We start from the raw sequence: 22,048 nt of genomic DNA on the forward strand, positions 1-22,048 counted from the left end.
GCCTGGATCAGGCTGTTAATACCTTCTAAAATGCCATTGTTAATGTTGGACTGAAACCATCGAAGGACACCGTTCCAGTGTCGTTTAATTGTATAAGCAGCTTGCTTGATTGGCTTCAATCGGCTATGTGTAGCCCAGAAATACCACTTCTTAAGATAGGCTTCTGCCATCAATGGAGGTTGATTGAACAGCTCCTGAAAGTTGAGACGAATGTGATAGGCACGACTGGTCTTCAGGTTGAGCTTTTTAACTGTCAGCTGTTCAAGGGTTCCTATCTGAGACAGCTTGAGGTTTTCCGGGTTTTTCAGCCATAGGTAACGTGTTCGAGCCAACTCGGGTCGATCTTCTTGCTCCTGACGGCGCACTTCATCCACAGCCTCATTGATGATTTTCATGATGTGAAACTTATCAAAAGTTAACTGGGCGTTGGAAAACTCTTTTTCAACACCGCTGATGAATGCCGGAGACATGTCACAACATACTTCTTCAATCTTTTCAGGATTGCCATTGTGATTGGTCAAATCCTCCTTGAAACGCTCTACAGTGGAAGCATCTTTGCCTTCTGTGGCAAAGAGAACTCTTGGGCCTTTAAAATCTACAAACAGACTCACATAGTTATGACCACGCTTGCTTGAGGTCTCATCAACACCGACTTGTCTGACCTCAGTATAATCGGCATTATTCCGCGCCTCATCTACATAGTGGTGCAGTACTCGCCACAGCCGCGTATCGTGTTCATTAACAAAGGCGGCTATCGTCTTTACCGGCATGGCTTTGGCTAACGTCATGATCATAGCTTCAAATAATAACGTGAAACCACTTCCTGAACGAGCCCAGGGTGCTTCAATTAATCGAATCCCACACCTCTTACACTGGACTCGAGGCACTCTCGCAATCAGGTATGTCTCGTGCTGGAAAAAATTCAAGTGTCGCCAAGTCTTCTCTTCAGTGTCATATGCTTTTACGTCATCCTGTCCACACTCTGGACAGCTAAAAGTGCTTCCGCGAGGAAAATCAATCTTTATTTCTAAACGCTTCTGCTGCGGATCAAAATCTGAAGATGTCACCCGCCACGGCGGTGTCAAACCAAGGGCCTTTTGTATAAGTTCAGTATCTGTCATAATGCGTATGAACTTACCATTTTGTATGGCTACTAAGCAAGGGCTACCCACTCAAATCAGCGAGGAACCAATCTTTGAATACTCGTATATCTTTACTGAGCTAAATGCCATCTCTGCCTGAGCCAATAAAAACGGGAGATCATGTCGATCCTTAACAAAATATATTGATGGCTTTTCCAGGGCCAGAGCAGCTCCAGCTTCAACCAACACGCTGGACGCAAACTTTTCAGGAAGTACCATAATAAAATATCGACTTTCTTTTAATGCTAAAAAATCATCCTGTACAGATAAATCCGGAGCATCAAAATCAGACATTGATCTTATGTCTCTGCCTGCATAAATAATAGACTTAAACTTGCATTCTTTTCTAAAGGTATCTATTAGATTTAGAATTCCTTGCCTGTCTTTTTTATACTCGTCATCTGAATCAAAACTTGCCATAGGCGATGCGATGAATAAATCATGTTTAATTGATATTTCATTGCTGGATAGCGATGGCCCTGAAGATAAGCTTTGTTGTTTTTTAAAAACAATGAACAGTATCCCTGCAAGTACAAGCAACATTCCTATGATTAGGATAGTGAAATCCTGGCCTTTAGCTTTAGACGCAAGCAGACCTAAAATAACTTCAGTCACAAGCACAATAAGCACCAAGAGCCCTAACGGTGTTTTTACTTCACTTATTATTGCTACCCTCGATTCCTTGGGTTGCTTAACCATTACTTTCTCCTATGTTCGCTATAATAAATAAGCATAACCAGTTACTATTTTATATAGTTTTCTGCACTCTCACGAAGTGTACCAGACTGAAATGGTAATCGACAAGCATCCTGTTGTGTTTCTACAAAAGGTGGCAGACCCCGGAGGTCTTTCACTTTTTCTCTGGTTATATTGAAAAACAAAACGTCCCGCATGAGCTGTACTGTCATGCAGTGACAGCTCCATGCGGAACGTTAGGCAATTATTTCCTTCCCTTCAAGAATACCATTCTTATAAGCGTGTTAGTGTTTACTCTTCCTCACCAACTGGTTCCTTTCCACTTCTGAGAGCGGCATTCGTAGGACTGAGGTAATAGAGATAAATTGGCTTTTCAGTCCGAAGTATCTCCAATGTAGCATGGAATTGAGATAAGTTGAAGTGAAGAAATATCCGTCCGGAAGCCGAATGGAAAACCGCAGGAGCCAATGGTGTGCCATCGGGGAAGAAGTACACATATCCTCTGTAAGTATTCCCCTCATAAAGGTATATCCCCGCAACAGCAGTCCCGGGACTTAGATCAGTCGTTGCTCTACTTGACCATAAACGGACAGCATACCCATCAATCTTGAATTGTGCCATGATAAACCCCCTCATAGTTTGATTAGTTCCTAAGCACCAAAGCCAACGCTACATTAATTATATTCCCTCCTCGATCACCTCCTTCCCAGCCGTCCAGGAAACGTTGTTTAACTTTAAAATAACGTGTCCGTTACTCCTTGATCCGGAAGCAATAAAAATACTCAAACATACCCAATCCTAATATTTAGTTATAACAAGTTATTAGATGCTTTCTGTAAATATACCAGATTAAATGGCATTTGACAAGCTTTATTTTGAATCAATTCCTTAACTGAACAACCTTATTTCTAAAACGTTATCAAAAAAGGTGAAAACTGCACCTTAATCCCCCTCCCCCTCGCCCTCACCCGTCAAGGGGGAGGGAAATATTTATCAGAACTCCGAGATCATATTCACAAATTTACAACAGGACAGGCTGAACGATCACCCGTGCAGGCCCCATCTCGGCACAACCCCATAATCCCCTGATGACAGAGGGCGAAATCATATTTTAACGGGTCTTCGGGGTCAAGCCTCCTGAGGCTTTCTGTAATCTCCTCGGCCATCTTCCAGTCCCGGCTCTTCCTGCCGGTGAGACCGAGACATTGGCTGATCCTTGCAATATGTGTATCAAGGGGGATAACGAGCCGGTTTCTGGAAATCCCCTTCCAAATGCCGAAATCAATATCCCCGCTTCTGACCATCCACCGCAGAAAGAGGTTCATCCTCTTGCAGGAACTCCCTCTTTCAGGGGAGGGAAAAAACTGTTTAAACCCCACCGGGTTCATATCCTGACCGTATACAGGGGTTTTATCCAGAGACAGGACATACCTGACCATACCTGAGATTGAAGTTGAAACCGCCCTGCCGTCATATGCCTCAAGAAAAGCTCCCTCAACAGAACCATATCTTCCGAGTATGGCTGAGAGCACATAAATCAGACAGACTATGTCCTCGGTATTATTGAACCTGTATTTTATACCATCAAACCGGCGGGCATCTTTTTTGGGGTCAAAGTTGGCAATAAAGCCGGCAGGGTTTTTCCCCATGAGGGCCAATATCCTGTCAATCACTGGGGTGAAGAGGGTTACCCTTCCGTAGGCAAAGGCTGAGGCAATAAAGGCGGCAACTTCTATATCTCTTTTCTCTTTGTATTGGTGGGGAAATTTAACGGGGTCATGAAGGAGCCTTTCACTGAAATCATAGGTGCTATATAAATTATCAAGGATTTCTTTAAGTCCGGGGTAACCCAAAGATGATCTCCCGTTGATCCAGATCCACCTTGTCAACCCTTACGGTAATCTCATCCCCGATGGAAAATCTTCTCTTCTTCCGCCTTCCGACAAGCTGGAGGTTTCTCTCATTATAAATATAGTAGTCATCAGTCAGGTAGGATACATGCAGGAAACCATCAACATAGAAATCCTTGAGCCTCACCTTTATGCCCTGCGGGGTAACACCGACTATCCTTGCAACAAGCTCCTCGCCGACCTTACCCTTCATAAACCATGCACGCATGGCAGCCACTACTGCCCTCTCTGCATCGTCAGCAATCCTTTCCCTCCTGGAGCAATGAAAGGCAGTACTTGGGAGGGCCTCTTCAAGCTCTTTCATCCTCTCATCCTTCATCTTTTTTCTCCCCAGCACCTCCCTGAGTATCCTGTGGACAACAAGGTCTGAATAACGCCTTATGGGTGAAGTGAAATGGGTATAGCACTCTGATGCAAGGCCAAAGTGGCCGACATTCTGGATAGAGTAGCGGGCCTGCTTCAGTGAACGGAGGACTATATAGTTGACGACATCCTCTTCAGGCCTGCCCCTGACCTTCTCCAGGATGTAAGGCAGGTCCTTTACATTCAAATGCTTTTTCCTGATGTTGGTTACGGCCTTTACCACCTTCAGGATATCATCCATCTTGCTCTGATCAGGAGGCTCATGTATCCTGTAAATAGACGGCACACCCATTGCCGAGAGATTCTCTGCTACGGTCTCATTGGCAGCAATCATGAACTCCTCTATAATCATATGGGCAAAGTTCCTCTCTGCTACAACAATGGCCTCGGGATTGCCCCTTATGTCAAGCAACACCTCCGGCTCCGGAAGATCAAAGTCAAGGCTTCCCCTCTTGAGCCGCCTCTCTCTCATAACACCGCATAACTCTTCCATGAGCTCAAACTCTTTCAGGAGATAATCATACCGCTTCCTCAGTTTCCTGTCTTCGTCAACGAGTATTTCCTTCACCTGCGTATAAGTCATCCTCTCGTCGCTCCGGATAATACTCGGATAAAACCTCTGATTAATCCTCACTCCATCGCGGGAAAAGTCCATCTCCACTGTAAAGGCAAACCTTGGAACTTTCGGCTTTAAGCTGCATATATCCTCAGAGAGTTTTTTTGGAAGCATGGGCACTACCCTGTCCGGAAGATAGACGCTTGTCCCCCTCTTTTTCGCCTCCCTGTCAATAACACTCTCCCAGGGCACGTAATACCCCACATCAGCTATATGGACGTAAAGGGTATAGCCGAACTTCCTGAGCTTTATTGATATGGCATCGTCAAAATCCTTTGCCCTTTCGCCGTCAATGGTGACGGTGGGCAGTTTCTGCAGGTCTTTTCTCCTGCCCGGCATATCATCGGGAATCTCTGCAGAAAGCGATTTTGCCTCCTTTGTAACATCAGCAGGGAACTTCCTCGGGAGATTGAATTCATCAATTATGGACTCTACCTCCTCGGCAGGAATCTCCGGTTTCTTCAACATCTTTATAACCTTTCCCGAAGGAGGCCTCTTGTCCGTGGGATAAGTCAGGATCTCTGCAACCACCATATCCCCGTTCTTCGCATTCTTCCTGTCTTTGGGTGCAATATATATATCAAAGGGGATGTCCCTCCTTTTTGGCCGCAGAAAAGATACACCCTTTGTTATCTCAAGGGTCCCAACCAGCCTTGTCTGGGCACGCTCAAGTATCCTGAGGATCCTTCCATCCCGCTTCTTGGGATTTTCAATCCTCACGATCACCCTGTCACCCTCCATTGCACCAAGGGTTGCCTTTGAAGGCACAAATACATCCCTCTGCCCGGGGTCCTCAGGAATAACAAAGCCATAACCATCCCTGTGTGCCTCAAAATAACCCTTCACAAGGCTCATCTCTTCAGGAGTGCCATACCTGCCCTGCCGGGTCATGATAAGTTCACCGCTCTTGACAAGCCCCTGGAGGATATTCCTCAGGTGTCTCGCCTCCTTGCGGTCAAGGCCCATCTGTGAGATGGCCTCCTTAAAGCTCAGGGGATGGCTGCAGGTGCTGAAAAATTTAAGGACGCTTTCTTTATCTATCATCTCTCATTCCTTTAAATATCCTGTCCAGACATGCCTCTTCTGCATATCCTGCTAAATTTTTGGTGTTATCAGACATAATCCAGCAACTCTTCTATCTCCGCCCTGCTGCCCAGGAAGAGGGGAACCCTCTGATGCAGTGACTCCGGTTTGACCTTCAGTATATCTTCCTTTCCTGTTGTTGCCTTTCCCCCTGCATGTTCTATGAGAAAAGCCATTGGCGATGCCTCGTAAAGGAGCCTGAGCTTGCCGCTTTTGCTCTTACTGTCCGCCGGATAGGCAAAAACACCACCCTTTATCAGGGTCCTGTGTACATCAGCAACCATGGAGCCTATATATCTTGCAGTGTACCCTTTCTGCTTTAAAGAGTCAATATACTTCCTCAATCCATCGTCCCATCCCGGATAATTCGACTCATTTATGGAATATGTCTTTCCCCTTTCAGGAAGTCTCATATCAGGGTGAGACAACAGGAATAACCCGACTGCCGGATCAAGAGTAAATCCGGTCACTCCGTTGCCGGTGGAGTAAACCATCATTGTTGAAGAACCGTAAACCACATAACCTGCTGCAACCTGTTTATACCCCTCCTGAAAAAAATCCTCAACAGTTCCACTGACCTTTTTATGAATCGAAAAGATTGTTCCGATATTTACGTTCACATCAATATTTGACGAACCATCCAGGGGGTCAAAGGCTATAATATATTTGCCATCCTTCCCCTTTTCCGGGAAAATGGCCTCGTCAAGCTCTTCCGAGGCAAGCGCATAAAACTGCCCACTGTCTGAAAGATGCCTGACCATCATTTTATTTGACATTTCATCAAGTTTCTGAACCTCTTCTCCCTGGACATTGACCCTTCCGGCCTTTCCCAGTATATCGGCAAGACCTGCCATCCTGACATGAGAGGCTATAATCTTTGTGGCTGTTTCCATTGCCGTGAGGGCCAGAGATAATGAGCCCGTGGCATGTGAATACCTCCGTTCCTCCTCAAGAATAAACCTGTTTAAATCCATCCCTAACTGTCCCATATATCCTCCTTGACTGTAATAATTTTTCTCTTCATTTCAAGTAGGTGTTTTAAAAGGTGGAGCCGAGGAGGGGATTCGAACCCCTGACCTGCTGATTACGAATCAGCTGCTCTACCAGACTGAGCTACCCCGGCTGATCAGCAATTACCCAAATTGAGCGATTTAATTATTACATGGAATCGCCCGATTTGGTTTCTAATTATACATCAAACCCCCTCTATTTTGCCTCCCATCATGTTAAAATATCTCCACAGACTTCAGAATGCTTATTTTTCTCTAAAAATGCCAAACTGGAAAGACAACATATACTTTACACTCGTAAACCCCTCTGAGCCCGGCAATATAGGGGCTGCTGCAAGGGCCATCAGGAACACGGGGTTTTCAAACCTTGAGCTGATTAACCCGCCTGAAAATCATACCGAAGGCCATGATTTCTGGCTTGCCTGTCACGCCACAGACACACTCAGGGATGCGGCAGTTTATGACTCCATGGATAAGGCCCTGAAGGACAAGGCCCTGATAGTCGGCACATCAAGGAGGGCGGGCAGGAAAAGGGGTCTGCTCTTTCCGCTCAAGGAAGGGGTAAAAGAGATGGTGAAGGCGGCTGGAAAGAACAGGGTGGCCATACTCTTTGGCAGGGAGGACAGGGGGCTTACAAATGAAGAGGTGGACAAGTGCGGTTTCCTCATGCATATACCCACTGCTGCAGATGCCCCGTCACTCAACCTTGCCCAGGCAGTCCTTCTTGTGGCATATGAGCTTGCCTGCCGGACACCGGCGGCTGAAAGCCCCGCTCTTATCCCGCATGAAGAGATGCAGCAGCTCTTTGAGCATATCAGGAAGACATTAAAACTCCTTGAGTATATCCCCAGGGGAGACAGGGACATGGAAGATAGGATAATGCGCAACCTGAGGCACGTGCTCGGCCGCTCCGGGCTCACACCATGGGAGGGAGGGATGGTCCGCGGCATCTGCAAGAGGATAGAGCAGGTAGTTAATGGAGATGGGGAGTTCAGAGCAAAGAGTAAAGGGATTAATGTAAAATAAATTTCATATTCATGAAAGGAGGTCCATATATTATGTTGATTAAAGGCAGGACGTGGAGGTTTGGGGCGGATATTGATACTGATGCCATCATACCTGCACGGTATCTCAACACATCAGACCCTGAGGAGCTTGCAAGGCACGTTATGGAAGACGCAGATCCGGGGTTTCCGGAGAAGGTGAAAGCCGGGGATATTATAGTTGCAGACAAGAACTTCGGCTGCGGGTCATCGCGGGAGCATGCACCGATTGCAATCAAGGCTGCCGGTATACAGGCGGTAGTGGCAAAGAGTTTTGCAAGGATATTTTATCGTAATGCCTTTAATATAGGTCTTCCCATCTTTGAGTCTTCCGAGGCATCAGAGAAGATACGGGAAGGGGATGAGATAGAGATAGATGCCGACTCAGGACTTATCAGAAACCTGACAAGGAACGAGCAGTATCAGGCAAAACCCATCCCCTCATTTATGCAGGAGCTTATCAAGGCAGGAGGTCTGGTAGAGTGGACACGCAGAAAGATAAAGGCAGCGTAACAACAGGTCGTCCCTTTCTGACCGATTACGACCTCTACCTCTTTGGTGAAGGAAACCACCTCAGGATCTACGAGAAACTCGGGGCCCATGTAATCGAGGTTGACGGCAGAAAGGGTGTGCATTTTGCTCTCTGGGCTCCAAACGCCAAAAAGGTAAGCGTTATCGGGTCATTCAACAACTGGAACCCCTCTGCTCACAAGTTGAAAACACCCGGCCCTTCCGGGGTATGGACACTCTTTATTCCGGATATTGGGGTGGGTGAGTTATACAAGTTCCACATCAAATCAAGGATAAACGGGGTTATAAGGATAAAGAGCGACCCCTATGCCTTCTACTCAGAGGTAAGGCCAAAGACCGCCAGCATTGTTTACGACATAGACCGGTATCAATGGAATGACCGGCAATGGATTGACGAAAGAAACAGTACCGACTATCTCCAAAAACCCCTCAACATATATGAGGTGCACCTTGGTTCATGGAAGAGGAAACCCGACGGCGGCTTTCTTACATATCGTGAATTTGCCGTGGAGCTGATACCTTATGTCAAGGAACTCGGCTATACCCATATAGAGCTCCTTCCCATCACCGAGCATCCCCTTGATGCTTCCTGGGGATACCAGAGCACGGGTTATTTTGCACCGACAAGCAGGTTCGGCACACCTGAGGACTTTATGTTCTTTGTCGACAGGTGTCATCAGGCCGGGGTAGGTGTTATCCTCGACTGGGTTCCCGGACACTTCCCGAAGGATGATCATGCGTTAAGGTTTTTCGACGGGACCTGCCTCTATGAATATGAAGACCCGCGAAAGGGGGAGCATAAGGAATGGGGCACGCTGATATTCAACTACGGCAGAAACGAGGTAGCAAATTTCCTCAAGGCATCCGCCTTCTTCTGGCTTGACAGGTACCATCTTGACGGACTCAGGGTCGATGCCGTAGCCTCAATGCTCTATCTCGACTATTCAAGACAGGACGGCGAGTGGATTCCAAACATTTACGGCGGCAACGAAAACCTCGAGGCCATAGATTTTCTGAAGAAGTTTAACGAGGTTGTACACCTGCACTTTCCAGGGGTTATAACCGTTGCAGAGGAATCCACGGCCTGGCCCGGGGTCTCCAGGCCCACATATCTTGGCGGACTCGGATTTACAATGAAATGGAATATGGGGTGGATGCACGACACACTTGAGTATTTCACAAAAGACCCGGTATTCAGAAAATACCACCACAGCAACCTCACGTTCGGACTCATTTACGCATTCACTGAAAACTTCGTCCTCCCGCTCTCACACGACGAGGTGGTTCACGGCAAGAAGTCGCTGCTGGACAAGATGCCGGGAGATGCATGGCAAAAATTTGCCAACCTCCGCACACTCTATGGATTCATGTACGGACACCCCGGCAAAAAGCTCCTCTTCATGGGAGGGGAGTTCGGACAGTGGTGGGAATGGAATCAGGATTCTGAATTACAGTGGCATCTGCTTAAGGAAGGGAAATATCACGGGGGTATCAGGCGGTTCGTCACAGACCTCAACAACCTCTACATCACAGAGCCCCCCCTTTACGAGGTGGACTTCAAACAGGAGGGGTTTGAGTGGATTGACTTCTCTGATGCCGACCAGAGTGTACTCTCCTTTATCCGGAGAGCAGAAAACACCGAAGACTTCCTTGTTTTTATATGCAACTTCACCCCTGTACCGCGATACAAATACATGGTCGGAGTACCTGAACCAGGGTTCTATAAAGAGGTACTCAACAGCGATTCAGCAATATACGGCGGCTCTGACATGGGCAACCTCGGAGGCGTTGAGACAGTGGATGACTCTGTGCACGGACGCCCCTACTCATTGGAGATTACTCTGCCCCCCCTCAGCGTCCTGATTTTAAAGAGGGAAACAAGCTGGCAGGCTAACAGGCTGGCTGGCATCAGGCCCTGATCGCCTCTTCAGTCAGCCTGGCTGCAGTCTTAAATATCGCCTCTTTCTCCTCAATCGTCCTTGCCTCAATATAAAACCTCACCTTTGGCTCGGTTCCCGACGGCCTGATCATCAGCCAGGAGCCGTCCTCAAGCACGATCTTGGTTCCGTCAACGGTTATCAGGTCCTTCACCTTCAATGACCTGTCACCAATCTGTATTGTACTCCCCGCAGGATATCTATCCCTGATTATGGAGAGTTTTTTCTTCAATGGCTCACCAATAAGGGAACGGTCCACCTCGATACCTGAGCGGTCAGGATAATAATGACCATATTCATCCATAAGCTCCTTGAGATAGTCGCTCAGGTTCATTCCCGTAGTTGCAACCATCTCTATTGCAAGGAGGAGCGCAAAGAGGGCATCCTTTTCAAGGGTATGGTTATAGCCGGAGATGCCGTCAGACTCCTCAAACGCGACTATCGCCCGTTCAGGGGCATCCGGCAGCAGATAGGGGCGGAAGTTTTTAAATCCCACCTTCGTCTCCCTTACTGTAATTCCATGTCTCTCTGCAATTGCATTGACAAAATTACTCGTTCCAACGGATTTTACCGCAATACCCTTTATTCCCTTATGGACATGAAGGAAATGCAGGGCCATTGCACCAAAATAATTCATCGGTATCTGCATCGTATGGTCGGCAAACCTTATCCTGTCACCGTCAGGGTCCATGATTACTCCGAGCCTGCATCCCGCAGTGCTTGCATTCAAAACGCGCTCAACACCCTCCATATTACGTGCCGACGGCTCCGGAGCCACTCCCCCGAAGAGAAAATCGTCTTCCGTCCTCAGCAAGACAAGTTTTTCGCCCGGTCTTCCTGAAACTCCCAGCAATCTTTCCGGCCTCTTCCTCGTTGCACCATGGACGTGATCAACCACGATCAGGCAGTCCGTGTCTGCCACGAATTTCCTGACCTTCTCCAGGTTCACTGTCCCACGGCTTCTGAGAAATGTGATGTAGAGTCCGGTAGTATCTATCTCCTCATAATCTATCCCCTCTGCACTGCCCCTTCCGTCCTGCACACCGCCTTTCTGCATCAGGGCGTTTGCCTCTGCCTGAATCACATCCGTTATTTCAGAGCCGGCCGGACCTCCGTCCGAGGGGTTAAACTTGAGACCTGAATAATTGGAAGGATTATGTGAAGGCGTGATATTTACTGAACATGCGGCATTGCGCATCACTATGGAGGCCGACAACTCAGGGGTGGTGGTCTCACCGGCATAATAGAGCCTTATCCCCTCAGAGGCAAGCATCCCCATAACCTCTTTTGCAAACTCGGGCCCCAGAAAGCGATTGTCGTGCCCTACGATTATCCCCCTGCGCCTGACATCATCAAAGTCCGATGTGCCAAGAGCCTCTCTTATCTCGGATTTCTCCATCCCGAGGGTATTGATGATTGCCTGCGTAACCACCCTGATATTATGAAAGGTAAAATCAGTCCCTATCTCTCCCCTCCATCCGGATGTGCCAAATACAATCCGGGATGGGGTATTATTTTCCCGTGCAAAACGCTCTATCTCCGGCAAAAGATCCGTGTTTAAACTTTTCTGAATGGCCTTCCAGCACTCCTCCGCACTCTCAAACTCCATCCTGTCCTCCCTTCAAAGTTTGGATTAATTTATGATATTATACATTAGTTTTTAATCATTCAGCCACGAACTACGGAGAAGGGAGTTTTAAACTATGTCAAATTCTTACAGTATTGCCGTTATTCCCGGTGACGGGACAGGCCCTGAAGTAGTCAGGGAAGGGATGAAGGTACTGGAGTCGGCATCGGAGAGGTTCGGGTTCAAGCTCAACTTCACTCACTACGACCTGGGGGGAGAGCGGTATCTCAGAACAGGTGAGACCCTTCCGGACGGCGTTATTGAAGACCTCAGGAAACACGATGCCATACTACTGGGGGCCATAGGACACCCTGATGTAAAACCCGGAGTTCTGGAGCAGGGGATTTTGCTGAGACTCCGCTTTGAGCTTGACCAGTACATAAATCTGAGACCCATAAAGCTATACCCGGGCGTTGAGTGTCCACTTAAAGACAAGGGCCCCGAGCACATAGACTTTGTGGTGGTCAGGGAAAATACCGAAGGACTTTATGTGGGCGGCGGGGCCTTCCTGAGAAAGGGAACAGCAAATGAGGTTGCCATACAGGAGTCGGTCAATACAAGGCTCGGTGCAGAAAGGTGCATAAGGTATGCAATGCAATACTGCCGGAAACGGGACAAGAGAAAGAAACTGACACTCTGCGGAAAGACCAATGTCCTCACCTATGCCTGGGACCTCTGGCAGAGGACATTTAATGAGGTGGCAAAAGAATATCCCGACATAGAGACTGACTATGCACATGTGGACGCAATAACAATGTGGTTTGTGAAAAACCCTGAGTGGTTTGATGTAATAGTCACAGACAATATGTTCGGTGACATCATAACCGACCTCGGCGCCATGATACAGGGCGGAATGGGCATAGCTGCAGGCGGAAACATCAACCCCGAAGGCGTCAGCATGTTTGAGCCCATAGGGGGGTCGGCACCCAAATATACGGGAAAGAATATAATAAACCCCCTTGCAGCCATCAGTGCCGGCGGAATGATGCTTGAGCACCTTGGCGAGGACGCAGCAGCAGAGACGATAGAGAAGGCCGTAATGGAAGTGACCGGCAAACACCTTGAGAGCCTCGCTGCCGGCAGGATGGGCTATAGCACCACTGAGGTGGGCGACCTTGTTGCAGACTATGTCGGGAAGCTTTAAAGTATAGCATGGTTGTTGGAAGGGATATGATGGATTCTGAAAACTTTAAATGCATAAAGGAGCCGTAAATAATGCTTGAGAAAAAGGAACAATATAGAGTTGCCGTTGTTGGCGCAACAGGCGCTGTTGGTGAGGAGATGATATCCGTTCTTGAGGAAAGACACTTTCCTGTGGAAGAGCTGCTCCCCTTTGCATCCGAAAGGTCAGCGGGTACAAGAATAGAGTTCAGGGGAAAAGAGACGGTGGTCAGCCTGCTGGAGGAGGACTCTTTTAAGGGAGTTGATATCGCCCTGTTTTCAGCAGGCGGAGAAAGGTCAAAAACATGGGCACCTGTGGCCGCCCGTTCAGGATGTGTGGTAATCGACAACTCCTCTGCATGGCGCATGGACCCTGACGTGCCACTCGTGGTACCGGAGGTCAACCCCGGGGACATCAGCAGGCACAAGGGCATAATTGCAAATCCGAACTGTTCAACCATTCAGATGGTGATGGCACTCAAACCGATACATGATGCTGCAGGGATAAAGAGGGTGGTTGTTACAACTTTTCAGTCCGTCTCCGGCACAGGAAAAAAGGCGATGGACGAGCTTCTCAAACAGACCACGGACATGCTTGGTTTCAACTCTGTTGAGTGTAAGGTCTATCCGCACCAGATCGCATTTAATGTCCTGCCGCACATTGACGGTTTCCTTGATAACGGTTATACGAAAGAAGAGATGAAGATGGTCAATGAGACTAGAAAGATACTGGGGGATGACTCAATCAGGGTAACTGCTACAACCGTAAGGGTCCCAGTCTTCAGGTGTCATGCCGAGAGTGTAAATGTTGAAACCGAAAAAAAGCTTGCAGCCGATGACGTCCGGGCACTGCTTGCGGCCTTCCCCGGGATTGTAGTATTTGATGCCCCCGAGAAGAACATTTATCCACTCCCTGTTGATACGGCCGGAAAAGACGACGTTTATATCGGCAGGGTAAGGGAGGATGAATCCATTGAAAATGGCATCAACATGTGGATAGTGGCAGATAACCTCAGAAAAGGCGCAGCCCTGAATGCCGTACAGATTGCAGAGAGACTGATTAAGACCGCATGACGGGAATTTCAGCAAACGAGGAGCAACCCCCGAATGAACAAAAGGTTTGCAATGTAAACAGAGGGCTTCAAATATTACTTTGTACACTACATGTTTTTATGTTAAAATTAGGGCATGGCTGACGACAGGGAAAAACTCCCCCTTGATGCTCAATTACTCAGTGAGGCCATCTTTGAGTTAAATGTCTCACGTCGCAATGTAAATATCTATCCTGCCGGTCACCCCTCGGTAGAGAGGTCATTAAACAGGGCATTCGACTGTTTGGAAAAACTCTTTAAACTGAGGCCCGAGATAACCTTTGCTATTGCAAAGGACACCATTGTTATCGATAACAGTGTCCTTGACAAAAAAAACGCTGCTTACAGGGAATTTGCCCTGCATCTGAGCGGGATGAATATCGCCTTTGTAACATTCACTTCCGGCCTGACTAAAGACGAGTTTTATGAATTTCTCCGTTTTCTGTCAATTGATGCTACTGACTTGACTCCGGAAGCCCTTCAGGAGGCGGTAAAAGAGTACAAGCTGATTCATATCAAGACGGGCTTCATAGACTATGGTGCGTTCTCTTTTGGTGAAGGCAGGACGGAAAAGGAAGGTTCCGGAACAGGCCTGTGGGAACGTTATGTACGCGGCCTGATTGACGGCACCCTGCAAACAGAAGGTGCCTCAGACGTAATACAGGAAATCCCCCCTGAAACCCTCGCAGAAATGTTAAATACAACCGATCCCGGGGAGATCAAGGAAGAGAGCTGTGAGAGGGTGATTACCACTTACATGAATACGTCTTCGGAATCGGCTTTCTCCAGCAGGGAGCTGACAAGGCTCATAGATTTTATCAGCAGACTCCGGCCTGAATTAAAGAAACAGTTCCTCTCCTCTGCAGTCAAAAATGTCTCCACGGATATAGGGGCTACTACGCGGGCAATCAAAGAGATATCAGTAGACAAGATTATAGAACTGCTCAGCGCTATTGACGAACAGCAAGTAACCATACCCGCGGCCCTTAAAAATCTTCTTGATAAATTTTCGAAGTTTTATCAGGTTGACTCTGAAGACACTACCTTTGGGGACAGCATAATTGCAGATGATATATTCCTCTCCCCAGACGTTGTAAACCTCCTGGGCACAGGTGACTTTGAATCCTATGTGACAGACGTATACCAGAAAGAGATAGAGCAAGTTCTGAGATTTGATGTCTCGGAAGTCGCAGCAATGGAATTGGCAGAGCTCACGAAGGCATGCAGTGATGAGTATGTTGAGAGATATTTCAATCAGACAATGCTGGAGCTTATTTCATCCGATATAATCTCTGAAGAAGAATATGAATATCTTGTCAATATGATAAAAGAAGAGGCGGGTCAGTTTATAGAGACCGGCCGGTATGGTCAGGTACTGAAGATATTCCGGGTGCTGGAATCAAATCTGTCAAAAGAGAGATTCCTGGATATAAGTTCAGAAGCCCTTAAGAATTACAAGTCCCCTGAATTCATATCACAGTTCATTGACTCCCTCAGGATTATAGGCAGACAGGCAAGAGAAGATGCCCTGCAATTGTGCGATTATTATGGAAATCGGATTATATCCCCGCTGATGGATGCACTCGTTGACGAGGAGTCACAAACAATCAGGCATTTTCTCATAAGCCTGATAACACACTTTGGAGCGAGGGTAATTCCCGTTGCCATAAAACACATAAGTGACAGCAGGTGGTTTGTCAAGAGAAACATGCTGCTCATCCTGAGCGAGTGTGGAACAAAGGAAGTGCTTCCGCACGTCAGGCCTTATTGTCATCATGAGAATCCCAAGGTCAGTTTTGAAGCAATAAAGTGTCTGCTGAAGGAAGGGGACAGCTATGGGATTAATGCACTCAGGGGATACCTTAAATCGGAAAACAAAGAGGCGGTTGAACAGGCCATAGCCCTCTCCGGAATCTTTAAGGTAAGGGAGGTAATTCCTGATCTGACGCGGATGCTCAGGAGAAAAGGCATATCCGGCAAGGACATCTACGATAAGATTCCCATAGTGAAAGCCCTTGCCCAGATAGGAGACCCCGGCACCCTGGACACCATCAGGGATACCCTTTCAATCAGAAGCATCCTCTTTAAAGGCGCTGTTGAGCGGCTAAGGGAGGCAGTATACAGCTCACTTAAGCATTACCCGGTCGATGAGATTGAAGACCTTATAGAGAAGGGCCTGAAGTCCAAAAACGAACGCATAAGACACGAATCCATGAAAATCAAAAAGGCAAGGAGCGGCTGAATGGCATTTGCAAAGGCATTTATCTCGACATTAATGTCTGCTATATCAAATTGTTCACTCTACTCAAAAGATCATATATCCGTGGACAACCTGACCAAAAAGTCCATCGCTATCCTGGACGAACTCCTGACAGACAAGGACAGCCTCGAGATAATGGTAGTGGAAGACAACCTTGTTGTAAACAAGACCCCTGCAAGAAATGCTGGACACCATGGGAGTAATTTAATCAAGAGACTAAAGAGAAAGGGGATCTCCCGCATTGATTTTCTAAAAGGCATTTCCTACTCAGAGCTCAAACAGTTCATTGCCGACCTGAGTGACCCCGAAAAAAAGCTGAGGACATACCCGCATATAAAGACCGGAATTGTCGACGTCAGGATAGGTGGATATACGTTAGCGAGCAGCCTTGAAAACATTTCAGCAGAGCAGGTCGAAAGGGTAAAGGAGCTATACCACAACATCGCACCTCACAAGGAACTCAACATCTCTGGACTCGAGGAGATTGTGGTCAATTTTATCGTCACTTTCAAGCGGGAGGCAAACATCCTTAAACTGATAAGCCCTGTCAAGGCTTACAGTGAATACACCTACACACACGCTACCAACGTGGCGATCCTCTCCATGTTTCAGGCTGAGTCACTTGGGGCCAGGGACGATCTGCTGCACGACATCGGGATAGCAGCCTTACTGCACGATGTGGGCAAACTCTTTATTTCAAAGGAAATATTGGAGAAGACGGGCAAGCTTGACAAAAAGGAGTGGGAAGAAATAAAGATGCACTCACTTTACGGGGCCAGATACCTTGCAAAAATCGATGGACTGACACAACTTGCGCCTATTGCAGCACTCGAACACCACCTGAGATACGACTGCAAGGGATATCCGCAACTTAATGCAGGCGGAACAGAACAGCATTTCTGCAGCCAGATCATTGCCACCTCTGACTTCTTTGACGCCCTGAGAAGCCGGAGACCATACAAAAGAGACTGGCAGATAAAAGAGATTATCGCTCTGATGAAGGAAAATGCCGGATCCGAATTCAATCCCTTTTTAGTGGATAATTTCTCAAGAACACTTCTAAAGGCTTTGAAAAAAGGATAGCAGATTGTCAGGCAATACCCGGCTGGGTATTTACAAGAAGTCTGTCTATAACTTCCAGGGTCTTTAGAACAGCCCCCGAGTTTTTGATATACAGGTCTTTCGCCCTCCTGCCCATATCTTTTGCACGGACAGCATCTGAAAGTATGGACTGCAATACCCTGTCAATATCATTTGCTCCTGCCTCAACAGCAGCACCTTCTTTAAAAAACTCCCGTGCAAGGGGAAAGTTTTCCATATGAGGGCCACATACAACCGGCTTTGCCCAGTAAGCCGGTTCAAAAAGGTTATGTCCACCCCTTGGTATCAGGCTCCCGCCGATAATACAGACATCGGCACAGCCGTAAACGGATGAGAGCTCACCTATCGTATCAAGGAGGACTACCTCCTTACCCCTGAGAGAGGCGTCGGATTTTTTGGCAAAATCGGCTCTCCTCTCCCCTAAAAGTCTCTCAACCTCTGCAAACCTTTCAGGGTGTCTTGGGGCAATAACGAGAGTCGCACCAGAGAAACTCTCCTTTACTGCATTGAAGGCATCAAGGATAATCTCCTCCTCTCCTTCATGGGTGCTTCCAGCTACAATCACCGGCCTGCCGAGGTCTTTACACCAGGCCGGGATTTCAGCAGGCGGGGTGATATCAAACTTGAGATTTCCCGTAACCAGCACCTTCTCTTCAGGTGCTCCAAGGACCATAATCTTTTCAGCGTCCCTGGCGGTCTGCATACAGAAAAAATCCACCATCCCGAGCATACCCTTCATAAAAAATCCTATCTTCCTGTAACCGGAAAAAGAACCATCGGATATCCTGCCGTTGACAATCACTATCGGGATACCCTCTGACTTTATGGTTTCAAGCAGGTTCGGCCACAGCTCTGTCTCCATTATCACAAGCATGTCAGGCCTGATGCGGGCTGCTGTCTTTTTGATTGCAGACGGATTATCAAAAGGCACATAAATACAGGCCTCATCATCGGTAATAAAATCCTGCACAACCTTCTGCCCTGTATCTGTAACCGTGGAGACGATAATATCGGCCACTGCCCTCAATCTTTCAATCAGGGGCCTGGCAGCCATTGCCTCGCCCACGGAGACGGCATGGATCCAGACTGCAGGCCTCTTCCTGCCGCCTTTACGGGTTAACCTTAAAGGGACAAAGCCAAACCTCTCCTTTAACCATCTCCCCCTAAGATGGGGGGGTCTCTTCAATAAGTGTACCGGCAGAAGCAGGGTCAGACTGAAAGTATAAAAAAGATTGTATACCATGCGCATAAGGTTAAATGTCATTATCCGCTTTTATCCACCCCGACATCTCTCCTACCATCTCTGCAACCCTCTGAGATGCCCGCCTGCCCTCATAAAAAGCCCTGATCTCCCTGAATGACTCCATCATATACTTCCGGACCTGGTCATCATTTATTATCCGTTCCAGCTCCCCGACAACGTTCTCTGCAGTCGCCCTGTATTGAATCAGTTCCTTAACAACCTCCCTGTCCATCAGAAGATTAACAAGGCTTATATGTTTTACATTGACGAGCATCCTTCCTATAAAATATGTAAAGGGAGAGACCTTGTAAACAACCACCATCGGAACATTGCAAAGTGCTGCCTGAAGCGTTGAAGTACCCGAGGCTATAAGGGCCAGATCAGAGGCGGAAAGCACCTCGGTAGCCATCCCTCTTACAACCTTCACTCCAAGCCCCTCAAGTACGCCGGACCATTCCTGAAAATCAACGGCAGAGAGGTTTGGTGCCATGGGAAGGATATACTGAAAATTGGGATATTCTCTTTTAAACCACTGAATAACACTTATAAACAGGGGCATAAGTCTCTTTAACTCATGTCTTCTGCTTCCGGGCAGGAGGGCAAGGACCTCCCTGTCAGGCCTTAAGCCCAGGCTCTCCTTTATAAAAGCCTTGCTACCCTTTGTATTCTCTATCTCCTCCATTATCGGATGCCCCACAAACTCACAGTTCGCGCCTGCCTCCCTGTAAAGCTTCTCCTCAAAAGGAAGGACCACTGCTATCCTGTCGGAGAGTGCCTTGATCTTCCTGATCCTCTTTCTCCTCCAGGCCCATACCTGGGGGCTCACATAGTAGAGCACCCTGATCCCGAGAGACTTGGCCTTTTGGGCAACCTTGAGGTTAAAATCAGGAAAATCTATAAGGACTACAACGGCCGGCCTCTCCTGTTCCAGCCTCTCCGTTATTTTTGAAAATACAGCCCGAAGGGTTTTTATGGATGAAACAGCCTCAATAAGACCAAAGGCACCTGTAATGCCTGCTATAAGCTCTACACCTTCGGCCATCATCCGCTCGCCGCCAACGCCACAGATGCGGATATCATCCTTTAAAGACCTCAATGCCCTGGCCAGGAGCGCTCCATAAAGCTCTCCGGAAGACTCACCTGTGATGATAAACACGTCGGTCATGGCTGGCAAGCCGGCAAGATATCAGGCTGGCTGCTCTTGACTACCGGCACCTTCATGCTGCTGCCTTTCTGACTGCTTCGCAGACCTTTTCCAGGGCAGACTCACTGATCTCGGGATATATCGGCAGTGAAAGCACCTCAAGGGAAGCCCTCTCTGCTACAGGGAAATCACCCCTGCTGTATCCCGACCCTTTAAGGGCCTCCTGGAGGTGCAGGGGAATGGGATAGTATACAACGGAGGAGATGCCCTGTTCGTAAAGGTAAGACTTGATCCTGTCCCTGAAAGGGCTTTTTATCGTGTACTGATGGTAGACATGATAGAAACCCTCCTGCTCCTGAGGGCATTGGACTACTGAACCAAGATGTTCTGTATAAAAACGTGCCTTCTCTCTTCTCAGCGACAGATACCGGTCAATCCTCTTGAACTTTACCAGAAGAACGGCTGCCTGAATCTCGTCAAGCCTGCTGTTAAGCCCGATAGCATGGTGGATATACCCCTTCTCTGAGCCGTGATTCCTGAGCACCCTCATTTTCCCGGCGATCGTCTCATTGTCCGTGGTGATGAGACCTCCGTCACCATAAGCCCCGAGATTCTTGCTCGGATAGAAACTGAAACACCCTGCATCACCAAAGCTTCCGGTCTTTCTGCCTTTTATGTGTGCACCGAAGGACTGGGCACAGTCCTCTATAATAAAGAGATTATACCTTGAGGCAATCTCCCCTATCCTCTCCATATCCGCCGGCATACCAAACATATGCACCGGCATTATCGCCCTTGTCCTGTCGGTTATCCTCTCCTCTATCTTTTCAGGGTCAATGTTTAATGTCCCGGGGTCTATATCAACAAATACCGGTTTTGCCCCCTGGTATATGATAGACTCAACCGTGGCAAAGAAGGTAAAGGGTGTGGTTATCACCTCATCATCCTTACCAATACCAAGTGTCTTGAGACTCAGGTTAAGGGCATCAGTCCCTGAGGCCACACCTACTGCCTCCTTAACACCGTGGTAGGCGGCAATGCTCTTTTCGAGTTCTTCCACCTTTGGGCCAAGGATATACCTGCAGCTTTCAAGCACATCGGTAATCTGTTCAAGTATCTCTTCCCTCAGGGCCTCATACTGAACCTTCAGGTCAACCATTGGAATCATATCGTCTCCTCTATCTTTCTGTTTATCTCAAGCGCCACCCTCAGTGCCTCCAGCCCGTCACGGGCAGTTACCCTGGGTTGTCTTCTGTTCATCACACACCGTGCAAAATCCCTGAGCTCTTCTTTCAGGGGCTCACTGTAGTCCAGTTTGATCTCCTCTCTCTGAATAATCCCGGAGGAATCCCTGCTGTGTCTGAATATCTCAAGGTTCTGGTAATCAAGCATTATATATTCCGAGTCCTGAAAAACCTTCAGAATCCTTTTCTTTTCAGGAGAAAGCCTGCTTGCAGTAACAAGGGCCTTAGTGCCATCCTCCATCTCCAGCCAGGCCTTGGCAACATCAAGTTTATCAGTAAGCACCTTTGCGCCAACAGCCTTGATATCTATAATGGGGCTGCGGCAGAGGGAGAGTATAATATCAATATCATGTATCATAAGGTCAAGGGTTATATCCACATCCGTTCCCCTGCCCAGAAAAGGAGAAAGCCTCTCTGCCTCAAAAAACCTCGGTGCCTCTAACTTCTCCTCAATATACAGAACTGCCGGGTTGAACCTCTCGAGATGTCCCACCTGGATAATCCTCCCGGGGCTTTCCGCTTCAGCAATGAGAGCCTCTGCTTCCTCTATCGTCCTGGTAAAGGGTTTTTCAACAAGGAGGTCTTTCCCTGCCTGCAGAGAGCTCATGGCTATTTCATGATGCGTGGTCGTGGGGGTCACAATGCTGAGGGCATCCACAAGCGGGAGGACGTCCCTGTAATTCACGAAAGCCTGACAGTGGTATTGCTCTGCAATCTCCCCTGCCCGCTCCCTATCAATGTCCACCACACCAACAAGCTCCGTCTCCTCGATTTCTGAAAAAACCCTCGCATGGTGCCTGCCAAGATATCCTGTACCTATTACCGCTACCCGTATACCCATCTACC

18 protein-coding genes and 1 tRNA gene are annotated in these 22,048 nt (G+C 47.9%); 7 read left to right on the forward strand and 12 right to left on the reverse strand.

The features are described from left to right. The 7 genes from VST71_00750 to VST71_00780 form a co-directional block, all read right to left on the reverse strand. A partial coding sequence (locus VST71_00750) for an ISL3 family transposase (GenBank protein MEC4684250.1) occupies nucleotides 1-1,121 on the reverse strand: 1,121 nt, incomplete at its 3' end. Between the two features lie 51 nt (nucleotides 1,122-1,172). Next, complete coding sequence (locus VST71_00755; GenBank protein ID MEC4684251.1) at nucleotides 1,173-1,841, reverse strand: hypothetical protein; 669 nt, start codon at nucleotides 1,839-1,841, stop codon at nucleotides 1,173-1,175. A 288-nt stretch (nucleotides 1,842-2,129) separates the two neighbouring features. Then, nucleotides 2,130-2,459 carry a hypothetical protein gene (locus VST71_00760; GenBank protein ID MEC4684252.1) on the reverse strand — a complete coding sequence of 110 codons (330 nt, stop codon included), beginning with the start codon at nucleotides 2,457-2,459 and terminating at the stop codon, nucleotides 2,130-2,132. A gap of 392 nt (nucleotides 2,460-2,851) precedes the next feature. After that, nucleotides 2,852-3,691, reverse strand: a complete 840-nt coding sequence (locus tag VST71_00765) for a TIGR02757 family protein (protein ID MEC4684253.1) — start codon at nucleotides 3,689-3,691, stop codon at nucleotides 2,852-2,854. Continuing rightward, nucleotides 3,672-5,771: a ribonuclease R gene (gene rnr / locus VST71_00770; GenBank protein ID MEC4684254.1), complete on the reverse strand. Its 2,100-nt coding sequence runs from the start codon at nucleotides 5,769-5,771 to the stop codon at nucleotides 3,672-3,674. Before rnr ends, VST71_00765 begins: the two co-directional genes overlap by 20 nt. A 68-nt stretch (nucleotides 5,772-5,839) precedes the next feature. After that, nucleotides 5,840-6,799, reverse strand: a complete 960-nt coding sequence (gene fbp / locus VST71_00775; GenBank protein MEC4684255.1) for a class 1 fructose-bisphosphatase — start codon at nucleotides 6,797-6,799, stop codon at nucleotides 5,840-5,842. A gap of 57 nt (nucleotides 6,800-6,856) precedes the next feature. Next, a tRNA-Thr gene (locus VST71_00780) sits at nucleotides 6,857-6,933 on the reverse strand. A 148-nt stretch (nucleotides 6,934-7,081) separates the two neighbouring features. Here VST71_00780 and VST71_00785 point away from each other — a divergent pair. From VST71_00785 to glgB, 3 genes are read left to right on the forward strand one after another with little or no spacing between them, the layout of a single operon-like run. Beyond that, nucleotides 7,082-7,846: an RNA methyltransferase gene (locus tag VST71_00785; protein MEC4684256.1), complete on the forward strand. Its 765-nt coding sequence runs from the start codon at nucleotides 7,082-7,084 to the stop codon at nucleotides 7,844-7,846. A 32-nt stretch (nucleotides 7,847-7,878) separates the two neighbouring features. Further along, nucleotides 7,879-8,376 (forward strand): 3-isopropylmalate dehydratase small subunit, encoded by a 498-nt coding sequence (leuD, locus tag VST71_00790; protein MEC4684257.1) that lies wholly within the window; start codon nucleotides 7,879-7,881, stop codon nucleotides 8,374-8,376. Next, a complete protein-coding gene (gene glgB / locus VST71_00795) occupies nucleotides 8,346-10,313 on the forward strand; it encodes a 1,4-alpha-glucan branching protein GlgB (protein ID MEC4684258.1) in 1,968 nt (655 codons plus the stop codon). Before leuD ends, glgB begins: the two co-directional genes overlap by 31 nt. On the opposite strand, the gene VST71_00800 is transcribed toward glgB, so the two are convergent. Beyond that, complete coding sequence (locus tag VST71_00800; protein ID MEC4684259.1) at nucleotides 10,303-11,940, reverse strand: phosphomannomutase; 1,638 nt, start codon at nucleotides 11,938-11,940, stop codon at nucleotides 10,303-10,305. The two genes, glgB and VST71_00800, sit on opposite strands and share 11 nt — an antisense overlap. Before the next feature lie 94 nt (nucleotides 11,941-12,034). Between VST71_00800 and VST71_00805 the strand changes: the two genes are divergently transcribed. The 4 genes from VST71_00805 to VST71_00820 all read left to right on the forward strand — a co-directional run bounded on the left by VST71_00805 (nucleotide 12,035) and on the right by VST71_00820 (nucleotide 17,553). Beyond that, nucleotides 12,035-13,102 (forward strand): 3-isopropylmalate dehydrogenase, encoded by a 1,068-nt coding sequence (locus VST71_00805; protein ID MEC4684260.1) that lies wholly within the window; start codon nucleotides 12,035-12,037, stop codon nucleotides 13,100-13,102. Between the two features lie 71 nt (nucleotides 13,103-13,173). Further along, on the forward strand, nucleotides 13,174-14,193 hold the full coding sequence (locus VST71_00810; protein ID MEC4684261.1) for an aspartate-semialdehyde dehydrogenase: 1,020 nt from the start codon (nucleotides 13,174-13,176) through the stop codon (nucleotides 14,191-14,193). 114 nt (nucleotides 14,194-14,307) lie between these two features. Then, the gene (locus VST71_00815; GenBank protein ID MEC4684262.1) at nucleotides 14,308-16,452 is read left to right on the forward strand and encodes a HEAT repeat domain-containing protein; all 2,145 of its coding nucleotides are present in this window, start codon (nucleotides 14,308-14,310) and stop codon (nucleotides 16,450-16,452) included. Beyond that, nucleotides 16,453-17,553 (forward strand): HD domain-containing phosphohydrolase, encoded by a 1,101-nt coding sequence (locus VST71_00820; protein MEC4684263.1) that lies wholly within the window; start codon nucleotides 16,453-16,455, stop codon nucleotides 17,551-17,553. A 7-nt stretch (nucleotides 17,554-17,560) separates the two neighbouring features. Here VST71_00820 and VST71_00825 read toward each other — a convergent pair whose 3' ends face one another. Genes VST71_00825 through VST71_00840 form a run of 4 tightly spaced genes read right to left on the reverse strand, consistent with a single transcriptional unit; the run spans nucleotide 17,561 to nucleotide 22,043 of the window. Continuing rightward, entirely contained in the window at nucleotides 17,561-18,835 is a 1,275-nt protein-coding gene (locus VST71_00825; protein ID MEC4684264.1) for a 3-deoxy-D-manno-octulosonic acid transferase, read from the reverse strand. Beyond that, the gene (gene lpxB, locus VST71_00830; GenBank protein MEC4684265.1) at nucleotides 18,825-19,979 is read right to left on the reverse strand and encodes a lipid-A-disaccharide synthase; all 1,155 of its coding nucleotides are present in this window, start codon (nucleotides 19,977-19,979) and stop codon (nucleotides 18,825-18,827) included. Before lpxB ends, VST71_00825 begins: the two co-directional genes overlap by 11 nt. A 52-nt stretch (nucleotides 19,980-20,031) precedes the next feature. Further along, a complete protein-coding gene (locus VST71_00835) occupies nucleotides 20,032-21,126 on the reverse strand; it encodes a DegT/DnrJ/EryC1/StrS family aminotransferase (GenBank protein ID MEC4684266.1) in 1,095 nt (364 codons plus the stop codon). Next, nucleotides 21,123-22,043, reverse strand: coding sequence for a Gfo/Idh/MocA family oxidoreductase (locus VST71_00840; protein ID MEC4684267.1), 921 nt, complete (start codon nucleotides 22,041-22,043; stop codon nucleotides 21,123-21,125). Before VST71_00840 ends, VST71_00835 begins: the two co-directional genes overlap by 4 nt. Nucleotides 22,044-22,048: the final 5 nt, after the last annotated feature.

The organism is Nitrospirota bacterium, assembly GCA_035873375.1.
Classification (GTDB): Bacteria; Nitrospirota; Thermodesulfovibrionia; order Thermodesulfovibrionales; family JdFR-85; genus BMS3Bbin07.